At 39.0% G+C, this 13,162-nt stretch carries 13 protein-coding genes, 1 pseudogene and 1 other annotated feature; of the genes and pseudogenes, 7 read left to right on the forward strand and 7 right to left on the reverse strand.

Annotated elements, in window-relative coordinates:
• Nucleotides 1–53 precede the first annotated feature (53 nt).
• Entirely contained in the window at nt 54–401 is a 348-nt protein-coding gene (locus tag UYI_RS0117040) for a hypothetical protein (protein ID WP_016867853.1), read from the forward strand.
• A gap of 64 nt (nt 402–465) precedes the next feature.
• Here UYI_RS0117040 and UYI_RS0117045 read toward each other — a convergent pair whose 3' ends face one another.
• The 3 genes and pseudogenes from UYI_RS0117045 to UYI_RS32830 form a co-directional block, all read right to left on the reverse strand.
• Nucleotides 466–1,077 carry a hypothetical protein gene (locus tag UYI_RS0117045; protein ID WP_016867854.1) on the reverse strand — a complete coding sequence of 204 codons (612 nt, stop codon included), beginning with the start codon at nt 1,075–1,077 and terminating at the stop codon, nt 466–468.
• A gap of 74 nt (nt 1,078–1,151) precedes the next feature.
• A complete protein-coding gene (locus tag UYI_RS0117050) occupies nt 1,152–2,180 on the reverse strand; it encodes a zinc-dependent alcohol dehydrogenase (RefSeq protein ID WP_016867855.1) in 1,029 nt (342 codons plus the stop codon).
• 105 nt (nt 2,181–2,285) lie between these two features.
• Nucleotides 2,286–2,684, reverse strand: a pseudogene (locus tag UYI_RS32830) (pyridoxamine 5'-phosphate oxidase family protein); the annotation flags it as partial.
• A gap of 118 nt (nt 2,685–2,802) precedes the next feature.
• Between UYI_RS32830 and pdxR the strand changes: the two are divergent.
• Complete coding sequence (pdxR, locus tag UYI_RS0117060) at nt 2,803–4,266, forward strand: MocR-like pyridoxine biosynthesis transcription factor PdxR (RefSeq protein WP_016867857.1); 1,464 nt, start codon at nt 2,803–2,805, stop codon at nt 4,264–4,266.
• Nucleotides 4,267–4,437: 171 nt separating this feature from the next.
• Here pdxR and UYI_RS0117070 read toward each other — a convergent pair whose 3' ends face one another.
• On the reverse strand, nt 4,438–4,884 hold the full coding sequence (locus UYI_RS0117070; protein WP_016867858.1) for a DM13 domain-containing protein: 447 nt from the start codon (nt 4,882–4,884) through the stop codon (nt 4,438–4,440).
• Between the two features lie 234 nt (nt 4,885–5,118).
• Nucleotides 5,119–6,684, reverse strand: coding sequence for a glycosyltransferase family 39 protein (locus tag UYI_RS0117075; protein ID WP_016867859.1), 1,566 nt, complete (start codon nt 6,682–6,684; stop codon nt 5,119–5,121).
• Nucleotides 6,685–6,839: 155 nt separating this feature from the next.
• Between UYI_RS0117075 and UYI_RS32835 the strand changes: the two genes are divergently transcribed.
• Nucleotides 6,840–7,256, forward strand: coding sequence for a RidA family protein (locus UYI_RS32835; protein ID WP_016867860.1), 417 nt, complete (start codon nt 6,840–6,842; stop codon nt 7,254–7,256).
• Between the two features lie 445 nt (nt 7,257–7,701).
• Nucleotides 7,702–8,061, forward strand: a complete 360-nt coding sequence (locus UYI_RS0117085) for a BON domain-containing protein (RefSeq protein WP_016867861.1) — start codon at nt 7,702–7,704, stop codon at nt 8,059–8,061.
• A gap of 73 nt (nt 8,062–8,134) precedes the next feature.
• Here UYI_RS0117085 and UYI_RS0117090 read toward each other — a convergent pair whose 3' ends face one another.
• Nucleotides 8,135–9,094 carry an alpha/beta fold hydrolase gene (locus tag UYI_RS0117090; RefSeq protein ID WP_016867862.1) on the reverse strand — a complete coding sequence of 320 codons (960 nt, stop codon included), beginning with the start codon at nt 9,092–9,094 and terminating at the stop codon, nt 8,135–8,137.
• 13 nt (nt 9,095–9,107) lie between these two features.
• Between UYI_RS0117090 and UYI_RS39735 the strand changes: the two genes are divergently transcribed.
• On the forward strand, nt 9,108–9,242 hold the full coding sequence (locus UYI_RS39735) for a hypothetical protein (RefSeq protein WP_258003481.1): 135 nt from the start codon (nt 9,108–9,110) through the stop codon (nt 9,240–9,242).
• Between the two features lie 269 nt (nt 9,243–9,511).
• Here UYI_RS39735 and minD read toward each other — a convergent pair whose 3' ends face one another.
• On the reverse strand, nt 9,512–10,342 hold the full coding sequence (gene minD, locus UYI_RS0117100) for a septum site-determining protein MinD (protein WP_016867864.1): 831 nt from the start codon (nt 10,340–10,342) through the stop codon (nt 9,512–9,514).
• A 515-nt stretch (nt 10,343–10,857) separates the two neighbouring features.
• Between minD and UYI_RS0117105 the strand changes: the two genes are divergently transcribed.
• Both UYI_RS0117105 and UYI_RS0117110 read left to right on the forward strand, forming a co-directional pair.
• A complete protein-coding gene (locus UYI_RS0117105) occupies nt 10,858–11,394 on the forward strand; it encodes a GNAT family N-acetyltransferase (RefSeq protein ID WP_016867865.1) in 537 nt (178 codons plus the stop codon).
• A gap of 318 nt (nt 11,395–11,712) precedes the next feature.
• Nucleotides 11,713–11,810: a sequence feature (23S ribosomal RNA rRNA prediction is too short), on the forward strand.
• A 141-nt stretch (nt 11,811–11,951) separates the two neighbouring features.
• Complete coding sequence (locus tag UYI_RS0117110; RefSeq protein ID WP_016867866.1) at nt 11,952–13,154, forward strand: AAA family ATPase; 1,203 nt, start codon at nt 11,952–11,954, stop codon at nt 13,152–13,154.
• Nucleotides 13,155–13,162: the final 8 nt, after the last annotated feature.

The raw sequence follows: 13,162 nt of genomic DNA on the forward strand, positions 1-13,162 counted from the left end.
AAAAAATGTTTAAATAGCCGTAGTTAAAACTGACGTGGTGACTCGGAAATGGTATGAACTACGAAACTGCTTGCAAATTTCTCATAGACCAAACAATCACCTCTGAAGAAAACTCGGATGCGCTACTAAGCCGCTTGCAGCAGGGAAAACCACCAGTTCCTGGTCAGATTACCTCAACTTTACTGGCGTTGAAGGTGGTGTTTGAAGGTCTCAGAGAAGCCACTACTATTGAACGAGAACTCGCCTACGCTTTATATCTACTCACCATCAAAACTCAAATGCTATTTGCAGCAGGACGCAAAGCAGGGGTTGAGTGGCCCCCCCTGCTAAAAGAAGATTTATTGAGAATAGCGATCGCTACTGAAAGTATCTTTTCTGGTAACTGGCAAAATTTACATTAATTTAGTCGGTGGTTGCTAGTTGATTGCTGTTTGCAACAATTAACAACCAACCAACAACTAACTACTATCTACTTTTCAACTGCGCTTCTAGTTTATCCAAATCAGATTTGAGTAAAACAGTCATTTGACCGGTAAAAGCCTTGCCGTTTTTAGGTTGGGCAATTTCTACCCAGTATGCGTAGCGATCGCCCACACGTAGTTCTCCCCGCAAAGCTTCCCGGATGGGAGTTTTGGCAAAACGAGCGGAGTTAACGGTACTTTGACTAGGATATTCGTAAACTACCTGAGCGCGTTTAAAGTCTTGGTAAATATCCAAGCCATATACTACTCGCAATGAATCTTCCAAGCGAGCAAAACTCATGCCATTAATGGCATCATACATGCTCAGTCTCTCACTACGAATGCGACTGCGGTCTTTGATAAACTCCACTTTTCCAGGAGCAAATACCGATGCTTGAAAAGTGAATCGCTGGGCTGCTGTATCGCTTTTCTGTATAAAAAATTTCTCGTTAACATTGGGGCGCAGGGTAGGGTGTGCTTGAATCCAAGCACCAACTTCTTCTGTCGTTTGCCCTGGTAAAGCCTTGGCTTGGTGAGCAAAAAATATTCCCTCACAAATATAGGGAACGAGAGAAAAAGGCAGTATGAAAATTTTCAGCAGGGAGTTTTTTAGCATTTCTTTATACCAACCTTTATTAAAAGGAGTGATTTTATTTTTCCCCTACTGCCTTGATTTATTTATAAGTAATCCTACGGAATCATTGCGACTTTAATCACTTTGCGCGATCGCATATCACAAAACACAGCTTCTAAATCTTGTAATGGACGCTGTTCACTAATTAGTAACTCAAAAGGAATTCTGCGACTCGCAATCAGTGATAAGGCCGCTCTGACAAACTCAGGGGTATTATGAAATACTCCCTTGAGGGTAAGTTCACTGTAGTGGAGTTGTTCTGTGTTGACGGTGATTGTCGTGTCTCGTGGACAACCGCCGAATAAATTCACAGTTGCACCAGGACGGGCGCAGGCGATCGCTGTTTCCCAAACACTGGGTAGACCTGTTGCTTCAATGACTACATCTGCACCCCACCCATCTGTAAATTCCTTGACTACGGTAGGTATATCTGGTAACTGTCGATAATTAAACGTCTGGGCTGCACCAAGTTTTTGACCAATTTCTAGCCTGTCGTCATTACCGCCGAATAGCAGTACTTCCGCCGCTAAATCATGAGCTAACTTAGCGACAAACATCAGCCCGATCGCCCCATCTCCCAAAACTACTACCCGATCTCCAGGCTTGACGTTGGAACGAGCTGCCCCATGTAGGACGCAAGCTAATGGTTCTGTCATTGCTGCCAATTCATAAGGTAAATCTTCTGGTATTGGCAATAAATTATGCTTTACAATCGGCGCAGGAATTCTGAGATATTCTGCAAAAGTACCATTATTCCATGTCAAATTTGGACACAGAGAAAACTCTTGATGTTGACAAAAAAAACAATTCATGCATGGAGCCGAATTATTAGCAACCACGCGATCGCCTATTTGCCAACCTGTGACACCTTCACCTATAGCCACAATTTGCCCAGCAGCCTCATGACCAAAGAGAGTAGGAGGTTTCAGCATCTTGGCATGACCGCCGCGACGCCACACTTTTAAATCTGTACCACAAGTTGTCGCCGCTCCCACTTGGATCACTACTTCTCCTTTTTTGGGAGTAGGGTCAGGAACTTTTTCCAAGCGTAAATTTTCTTTACCGTAAAGTAAGGCTGCTAGCACAGCTTATAACCCACTAATAAGCTCCAACTGATTTTATCAAAATCAGGTTGACACCTACTGGTTTATCACATTAATTCTGATGGGTTATAGATCCCCGACTTCTTAAAAAGCGTGTAGTGCTGCTAGCTTTTCTTCAGAACTTTCTACAGTTGTTGCTGTACCAAATATTACTACTGACCTATAGTTCATCGAGTGATGAAAAGCAGACCGCGCCAGTACTAGTCCATCAAGTAGCGTCACAGTAACGCAGACTTCGATGGCATTTTGGAGCGATCGCAACATTCTACTTGCAGGAGAACCATGAATATAAAGTTTGTCTCCCACTCTGCCATAAGCTGTAGGAATCACAAATGGTTGATTATCTACACCAAACCCGACATGGCACACCAAACCTTCATCTAAAATGTCATAGATGACTTGACGTTCGTACTGTCCACGTTGGGGAACGCGCCTGATTTTGGTGCGTTGCGTCACAGGCAACACATGTTCACTACTATTACTCATAATCAAAAGCTTGTTTCTATTGCGTATACTGTCAGCTTAATTGTGCAAGTGGTCTACTACAAGAGCCACTTTTGTGTTGTAACATCAGTCCACTTGGATGTTATACAAAACTAGAAGTATGGATTTAGCGATCGCACTCGACAGCAATATAGACGTGCCATTACATCAGCAGTTATACGAGGAAATACGTCAAGCAATTCTCCACGGGCGCCTGCTACCCAATCAACGCATTCCATCCACGCGAAAGCTTTCCAAGTCCTTGGGTATTTCTCGTACTACGGTTACTACTTGCTACGAGCAACTTCTCAGTGAAGGTTACATCAAAACTATTGTTGGTTCTGGCACATATATCTGCGACCAACTCCCCGACGATCTGCTAAATTCCACACCGATTGAGTCTTACTATAAGCAGACTTTTGAGCAAAGACCACTATCTAAGTATGCCGTCCGTTTGATGGAAAATGATGTATTTATAACTACGGAACCTGATGCCCCTATTAACTTCCGCTATGGGCGACCTGCTTTGGAATTATTTCCAATGCAACTGTGGCGGAAATTATTGTCTCATCACTGTCGCTCCCATTGTCATTGCTTAGATTATGCGACAGACGCCTTGGGATATCAACCACTACGGGAAGCGATCGCTCGTTACCTGTCCCAGTCCCGTGCAGTGCAATGTGAACCTGAACAAGTGATGATTACTAATGGCACTCAGCAAGCTTTATATTTGGTGATGCGCTTGTTAATCGATCCTGGTGATGCTATTGCTTTAGAAGATCCTGGTTATCTGAGCGCACGCCGTATCTTTCTCACACAAGGTGCAAAGCTTTTGCCAGTACCTGTGGATGATTCAGGCTTGGTAGTTAGGGAGTTAGGGAACTATAGGGGTGAAGACATTAAGCTTGTTTATGTGACTCCTTCTCACCAGTTTCCCACAGGAGCAATACTTTCGTTGTCTCGGCGACTAGAGCTACTGGCTTGGGCCCACTCGCATGGGGCTATGATTATTGAGGATGATTATGACAGTGAATATCGCTATGGTGACAGACCAATACCAGCCCTACAAGGCTTGGATAAAAGCGATTGTGTGCTGTATATAGGTACTTTCTCCAAGGTACTGTTTCCTTCACTGCGGATTGGTTACTTAGTCTTACCCAAAAGTTTATTAGCAATATTTGCCAGTGCTAAGTGGTTGAACGATAGACACTTATCATTGTTGGAACAGTGTGTTTTGACTGATTTTATTGAGTCAGGGCATTTAGAAAGACATATTAGAAAAATGCGTAAGCACTATGATCAGTGTCGCCAAGTATTGGTACAAGCATTAAGCGATCGCTTTGGGGAACGAGTAACAATTTTAGGCGAGAAGGCTGGACTTCATTTAATGGTGAAACTACACACGCAACTTACGGATGAGGAGATTATTGAGGGTGCCGCATCCTTGGGTGTGGGGATGATGTCTGCTCAACCCCATTATCTGCAAGATAATAGCACAGGCGAATTTATTTTTGGTTATTCAGAACTAACATCACAACAAATTCAAGAGGGAATTTGCAGATTAGCTAAAGTTATTGTTGCATAGTTCATTGCTTTAATTGTGAGACTGATTGTTAGGAAAAAGGTAGACGCGCTCAATGCCCGTATCAGTCCAGTACTCTGTCAATTTTGCTATGAGGTATGCTTACCTAATAAGCGCTTTAGCACTAAAGCGCTTACTACAAACCTATAAATTCAAACTTGATGAAGCAGTAATTTACTTACCTAAAGATGCATAGCCAAAAGTTGTATTGAACTGACGACACCAAATTGCCACAGATTCATAATCTACAAGCTTTACATCATTAGGAATAGTGTAGCGTTGATTCCCACTTGTCTTTTGTAAACGAGCAATTTTGAGATAATCTTTTTCTTGAATACCAGATGTAGGAACTGTATCATTGCGGTACAAGATTACGAATAAGTCAGGACCTTTGCTAGTTTTGAAATTTTCATTGAATTCTAAATAACGCTTGCCATTCTCTGTTACAACTTTAACAGTTCCTTGAGTAGCATATTCCCCAGTAACAAAGCTTCCTGGTTGAGCGTTGGTTCTAGCTATCGGCTGGGCTTCATTAATCGGCTGCTTAGAATTTACATCTGTTGTACAACCTACGGTCAATAGAGTAAAAATACTTATAATTGCTAAAATTTTGAATTTCATAGCTATGGTACTCTCTATATTTATTAATAATTCCAATCAAGTAGCTGACATTACGGAAAACTTTAATTTCATCTAAAATTTTTTATTATTTCTAATGATTTGAGTAGCCATGACAAATTATGTACACCAAAATGAATTGAAAAACCTCACAAGAATAACCTCTCTCTGTAGTCAAGAAAAGTAGCTGCGACTTTTAGCTGCCTGGTGTAGGATATAAGCTGTGTTACTATCGTCTCATTTTGATAATTTCCATAGAGAAGAATATTCACCGTGGTAAATAATACTAATATTCATTTGATATTTTTTTTCTATTCTTTTGCGTAATGTATCAGAAGGATTTAATAAAAATATATTAGAGTAATTTTTAGAAAATTTTGGAATATTATTACCTTGTACTAATAAAAATAGAACGTTTTGTTCAACTAAAGAACTAAGAGTCAGTATGCTTATAGAATTATTACCTGCATCACTACTAATTAAAAGTGGGCGGGGAGCTTGATTAATAATATTGGCTATTTCTAGGTGGTTATTACCACTAAATTTACTCCACCAAGTATAAGATTGAGAATATAAAGTATCAGAAAATAACCCAACTATTATTAACACTGCTAATATAGTCTGCCAAGTTTTTTGTCGGGAAATACTGCCATTATATAGCTGGATTGCCAGGAGATAAGCCACCGCTATTTGTACGCCTAAGTAATAGGGTATTATATCTAATTGGCGAAACGAAACTAACAGAGGTATTGTTGGTATTGAAATTAAGCTTGTAATAAATAACCAAGTTTTTTCATGATTTGTACGCCAAAGGCAATAAAGTGCATATCCAACTAAAGCAAAAAATATTGGCGTTACTACTATCAAACTTAAAGGCTTAAGCCAATTAAAATTTACATCAATAAAAATATGATTTGTCTGTATTAACCAATATACAATTGAATTAGGAAAAGATAAAGTTTGAATTTTAGCCTCAGTAGAAAATAAAACGGAAGATTGGTTAGCAAGTATGACCAATATCCAAGGCGAAAAAATAAAAAATCCTAATAATGATGATATTAAAAACCTTTGAAATATTTGATTCCAGCGAAATTTGGCAATTGCAATTACATAACACAGATGAGTAATAGCTACAAAACCACTTAATAAAAATGTGTATAAACTAAGAACTAATGTAAATGTATAAATCCCCCAATTCAATATATAAGACTCTTCTTTTAGCTGGGTTGATTCTAGCCGCAATACTCTAAGTAAAGCTGCGCTAGATAGTAATATAGTCACTTCCCATAGAATATATTCCTGTGCTTCTTGAGCATAGATAATTTGTATAGGAGAGATAGCCAGAAGTGCGATCGCTATCCCAGGTAGTGATAAAGGCACCTTAAATAATTCTCGACACAACCAATAAGCACAAGGAAATACTGATAAACTAATTACAGCAGATAAGCTTCTAATTGTGGTTATCGAGTCGCCAAAAAATTGTACCCAAAATCTTACTAGTAGATAATACAATGGTGGATGTCGTGGATTATCTATTGCCAATGATTTAATAGTATCTCCAAGTTTTTTCTCAGGATTGAGACTCTGAAATTTCGCAAAAGCTTGTTTATCAATTACTCTACCATTAAAAAGTTGTTGTTTAACTTGGGTAGATGTGTAACCAGAAATACGTAATAAAGTATCAATTTCCCCTGGTGAATAAACTTTTCTATCAAGATTAACGAAGCGAAAGAATACACCAAATAACAAAAGTACAACAATAAAAAACTGCAACCACCTGGGAGCAAGAATGAGACGCCGCATAATTAGGTTTTTCTAATAAGTTGTCCAAAACCACCTATTCAATTAAATTATGAGGATGAAGTAATTTTGTATCATCTCTAGTAATTTGATAATGATTACTTCATAATTATCTAGTCTGAATAAAATTTAGCAAGTCCAAAGTAATCAAGTTAACAATGAACATTAAACGTACATTTTCTGGTGCATCTTGGGAATCTCAGGTAGGCTATTGTCGAGGCGTTAGAGTCAATAACCATATCTATATTTCCGGGACTGCACCAATTGCTGAAGGGGGTGAAGTCTTTGCCCCTGGGGATGGTTACACACAAGCAAAGCATTGTTTGGCAATTATTCAAAAAGCATTACAGGACTTGGGTGCTGACATCAATTCTGTAGTCAGAACTCGGATGTTCGTCACAGATATTAGTCGTTGGGCAGAATTTGGACGCGCGCATCAAGAAGTTTTTGGTGAGAATCCGCCTGCTACAAGTATGGTAGAAGTAAAATCTCTGATTGATCCGGCAAGTCTTAATAACAATGTATCTACTTGGAAATCTAGTAGCACCATTCTCAACAAGACTCTCTTGCCCTAGTTCTTGTTATGAGGTTGAATCTGGTAAGGAGGATGGTAAACTGCTGCCTCCTGCGTAATATGTGAAGTATTAATTTGAACATTTGATTTGTCTGCAAATATGCAACGGGGTAGGTTCAGCTTTATTATCTGTATCCATATTGAATGTCTTGCGATCGCAATCTCTGTCCAAAACTACCTGTAATCTCAAGCAAGTATTAGCACATCTTATAAATTTAAGTGGTAAATAAAGTTTTGTTGATGATTTGTCGTCGCTAAAAGTTAACTTGGGGTAAGAGATCGGGCTGAAGGGGCGATAAAATACCTTGAAAAGCTTGTGAGGTAAAGAAAGAGTGTAGCAATTTATGGTAAAAAAATAGATCAATATCAGAACATAGATAGATGTAAATTCTATGTTTTGGTTTTTATATTACAGATGGTTAATAACCCTATAGGAGACAAAATTTATGGGTTGGTTAAAAAGACTTTTTGGATTAGAAAAACCACAAAATGCTCAAGTAAATCCTACTCCTCAAGCTATACAACAACAGCCAGCTGCACCTGCTGCTACTCAGCAAATTGCTCCAGAACGGATGGGATTAAATGGAGAATACGATCAAAGTGGTTTAGCAAAGCGTGTAGCACTTGCATTTGATCAAGATCCTCAATTGGATGATGTTGATACCCTTTGGGTTGCTCAAACTGGCAGTACTGTTGTGTTAAAGGGTAAAGTTCCCAGCCAAGACATTCTCAACAAAATGGTTTCTGTGGCGCGAAGCGTGAATGGTGCGGCAGCTGTTGACACCAGTCAAGTTACGATTGGTTAGTTTATAGTCTGGGCTTTAGCGCTTTTAAGATATTATACTTGAGCGCTGAAGCACTAACTACAAACTAAACATGTCAACACTTTTGGGCTGAAGTAGTATCTATTAAAGAGTTATCTTTGTCTTGGCGATCACTAAGTGAATTAATCCAATCTAAAATAGCTTGGTTGATAATCTCTGGATTTTCATCGTGGGGACAATGACCAACATCTTCTATACTCAGCAATTGTAAATTCTGGTTATATTTAGTAAATTCATGGGCAAGTGCTGGGGGAACAAATTTATCTTTTTGTCCCCAGATTAATAGCATGGGAATTGTTAAGTTAGGCAGCATAGACTTGACACTCATGCCAAAATTGGCACTAATTGTCGCTTTAAACAAAGCACTAAAAGCGCGGGCAGAACCCCTATCTTGGGGAGGCCCTGCTAATATTTCTACTAGTTCATCGGTAATAGCTTCTGGGTTAGCGTAGGCGATCGCAGCCCAACGCCGTAGTATATTTGGTCGGCGAATGAAATAAAATAGGGGTTTCATTAACAATGGCGAAGCCACCATATTTTTAATTGTGGCAACGACGGGATGCAGAAAAGCAGGAATAGCTTCTTGCTCTAAAGATGGATCTGGTAAACTCATCATCACTACACCCTGCACCATCTCAGGATAAGTAGCAGCAGCAGCCAAGGAGACTAGAGAACCGAGGGAGTTACCTATTAAAATGACAGGTTGGCGGATAAATGTTTTCCAAAAGTCATAGACCTGTTCTACCCAAAGTTGGATACTATAATTCACACAAGCTTTTTCAGAAGCACCAAAACCCAGCATGTCTAGGGCATAAACTGTATGCAGTTCTCCCAACACCTCTAAATTGTGTCGCCAATGTCCAATAGAAGCACCAAACCCATGCAGCAAAATCAGGGGGGTTGTATTGGGGTGGTTTTGGATTGGACGAATATAAGTGTAACGAGTTTGCCAACCCCGCCATACCCAGTCTCTTTGATTACCTACTCGTTGTTGCCAGTGAACTACACTGTTCACACTTGTCTCCCTGTTGATATTTATAATTCCTCTCATTTCTAGCTTAATCGCTAGTTCTGATATTGTTGACCGTGTTTCAATTAATGCGATCGCTTGTTTGGGTAAGCGGGGTTCTTTAGATCATATGCTCAAACCGCAGCAGCGTTGATCAATTCTTCCTGCTTTTTTTTCAAACTTTGCAAATGACGAATGAGGACTGCCAAAGGATTGATCCCATGCATAATTAACAAAATCAGCCAGCAGAATTTCTTCGACGCCAAGAACGCCAAGAATTAAGTTTATAGATTTTATGTCATGTCCGTTTGAGGACTTATCATATCTGTGAAGGACTGTAGGTAATAGGTAATGGGAAAAACCAATTACCTATTACCAATTACCCATTACCAACCTACGCGACAATATAAGGATTCCAGCAATTTAAAAATAGGGATATAAACTTATAAAGTCAGTAGTTGGATCGATTGTAGAGCCTCTATCTAAGATTCTGTCATCAGATAAGTCAAAATCAAGAGATTTGTTGACCTTTTCGCCTCCTAAGCTGTGAGCAATCTTATCAAACGCAATTACAGCAGGTGATTTGTTTTTTCCTAATACTAAAGGCTCACCATGATTGGTAGAAACGATCACACGCTCATCTTCACAAATTGATCCTATGAGTGGAATTGCTAGAAGTTCTTGGACATCTTCTGGTGACATCATATTCAAATCACGCACCATTCCGGGTCTAACACGATTAATAATTAATTGAATGGGCTTTATCTTTTGTGCTTCTAGTAAGGTAATGACACGGTTAGCATCACGTACTGAGGAAATTTCTGGTGTAGTCACAACTAACGCTTCAGTAGCAGCAGCGATCGCATTTTGAAACCCTGTATCAATACCTGCTGGGCTATCTATGAGTACATATTGATACTTCTGTGCCAAGTCGTTCAATAACGCTTTTATCTGTTCTGGAGTGACTAATTCTTTGCTGCGTTTTTTGCCTGCTGGTAAAAGTGCTAAACCCGGCTGGCGTTTATCTTTGATCAAAGCTTGTTCTAAGCGACATTCCCGGGCCAGAACATCAAATAATGAGTATATTATTCGTTTTTCTAGTCCCAGCAGCAAATCCAAATTTCTCAATTCAAAATCAGCATCAACCAATGCTACCTGATAACCCATCTTGGCTAAAGCTATGCCCAAGTTGGCTGTAATGGTGGTTTTACCCACACCGCCTTTGCCGGAAGTAATGACAATAATCCGAGTCATGATAGAAAAGCTCTATTTAGGACATAGGGCTAGCACCCCGTTAATCATCTCTACCAAAAACTTAAACATTAACCGGAGCAAAATTATTACTTGTAAAACTTTGTAAGGAAGAATTACTGACGTGTAATTACTTATAAGATTATGTTAAACAAAGAAAAATTCCGTATTAAATCTATTTTTCTGTAATTTTGACGACATTTCAACCTTATTAAGGGTTAAAAGCTAGATTTAGTACCAAGGGTATCTTACACATCACTTTGCTGGATGCGATCGCATACCTCCAAGTATCTCACTTGTAATATTAAGTGCCACCCCCACAGAAAGCCGCCATTTTTGACATTAATGTAGTCCGCTCAATTGCTATCAGAAATTCAAAATTGAGTAACTTGACACAGTTATTACTTATGTAATATAGTGTAATACATAAGTATATAGAGCAGCGATCGCAAAATAAAACAACTTGACTTGGATATGAGTCTAAATTGCACAAGTTAACGTATTGGTGAAAGTTGCTGATGATTGTGCGAGAAGCGACCCATAGTGACGTACCCGCAATTGCACGAGTTCATGTAGATACTTGGCGAACCACTTATCAAGGGATTGTTCCACATGAGTTTCTCACAAATCTATCCTACGAGAAGCGGGAAAATGGTTGGCATCAAGTTTTGAACAACGCATCAAAAGATGGCAACTTTACTTACGTTGCAGAGGATGAATCAGGTCAAATTGTTGGTTTTGCGAATGGTGGAGTAGAACGCACAGGCGATCCAGTTTATCAGGGTGAGTTGAGGGCAATTTATATTCTCAAGAGCCATCAAAAAAAAGGAATTGGGCGTGAACTAGTTCGGATAGTAGCACAAAGGTTAGGTCAGATGAAGATTGATTCCATGCTGGTGTGGGTATTAGCAAACAATCCTGCGTGTCGTTTCTATGAAACGCTTGGAGGACAAAAAGTACATGAAAAAGAGATTGAAAGGGGAGGAACTAAACTAATCGAGATTGGCTATGGCTGGATGGATATATCAAATCTGCAACGTAGTAGCACAACCTAGCAACGCACTGGAGTGAACCGTATCTGAAATCTATTTTGAAAATAGCGATTGGGGATTAACTTAACAGCAAACCCATGATCCATCGCCTTGCACTGTGTTTATCTGTGTTCGTTTCTTATCTTAATACTGTACCCAACTGCAAGCTGCTATAAATTAGCGTTGGCAAAACCTCTACCGAATAACTACCACTCGAAATTATTTTTACTAATTTAAAAAATTTATCTCAAATTCACCGCTTGCGTGTCCCGACAGTTCAGAGCTTACATACATAGTACGAGAGGAAATGTACCGTTACTCAAAAGCGGCGGGTGCGTAGACGCAGGGAAATTACTGAGAATCTGGGAGGTTAGCTTAAAAGTAGCTATCCTTAAAAGAGTGTGTCATAACTCACCAGTGGAGTTTTTTCCATGCGATAAACGCTTTGCTCTGACGACTTACACGCAAGTGGTTTATTTTACTTAAAAAGTATAATTTATATGTTTACATCTTTAAGGACAACTCCATTAAATTAGTGAATAACTGATAACTGTTAACTGATCACTGATAACTGACAAAATATGGAATTTGATTATTTCAGACACCATGAAGGTTCTCCTGTTAATAACAACCGTCAAAGTTTACTAGCTAGTGGTTGGCGACCTTTCCATCGGGAATTGGACTGGGAATTTTTAGGTCAACTGATGTTGCATGATACACAGGAGTTAACTCAAAAAAGTCTGAATTTAGCAAGTAGCATCGCAGAAACTTTGGGACGCAATAACTATGCTTGGTGGGCAAATTTATTAAATATTGTTTCGGAAAATACGCGCTACGAAGTTGAGAAATTCTGGAACTATATCACACCAGACCCACTGACACCTGATTATCGTTATAAGGATGTTTTAAATACAGATACACCTATTACGCAATTTGTGAATCGTAATAGTATTCCCATCGATTATGTTCTCAATCGACTGCAAGAAATTACGGTGATGCGGGTTTTAAAATTATTAGGACGCCCTGATGTAATTACTCAATATTATTTAGAAAGAAATTTTTATTTTCCCGTTGAGAAATTTATAAATTGGGAACGGCTAGATGTGATAAACACTGTTTATGCATATTGGTCAAAAGATGATGTCTGGTTACAAATTGATCCCTATGATCGGGGACGGCGGCATTATAGTTTAATGGCAAAAAAATTATCTCCATTAATTAACAAAGCGACTTATGATTTAGCAATCATGTTGAGTGGATATCAAAGTCGTGTAGGTAAGGTGCAGAGTCAATTTATGATTCGCAGTTTTCCAGAAGATATTCAACACTTTACCGATATAGTTCAACAGGCAATTCTAAATCAAAATCAATTAGCAGTTTTAGTACATGGTAAACCAGGAACAGGTAAGACTGCGTGGACACAAGCAGTTGCAAAAGAAATTTTAGTATCGCTTGGGTTTGTGATTTTTATTTTGGATCATGATGCGATCGCTAACTTTGTACCACCTAATTATTTAGAGCGAATCTGTATTATTATTAATGAGGCAGACAATTTAGCTCAAGACCGTGCTAGCGAAGTCGCACAGCATAGCAATAAGACTGAACATATTTTAAGTTTGCTAGATGGCACTTTGTATCAAAGTGTTATAGAAGACTCTGGTATGCAAATGCAACAAAGGTTGGTAGTACTGATGACTTGCAACACCACAGAAAGACTAGATCCCGCTATGTTGCGTAAAGGTAGGGTAGATTTGATGTATGAATTTACTCATTTATTTGTTTAATTTAGAGA

Source organism: Fischerella muscicola PCC 7414 (genome assembly GCF_000317205.1).
GTDB classification, from domain to species: Bacteria; Cyanobacteriota; Cyanobacteriia; order Cyanobacteriales; family Nostocaceae; genus Fischerella; species Fischerella muscicola.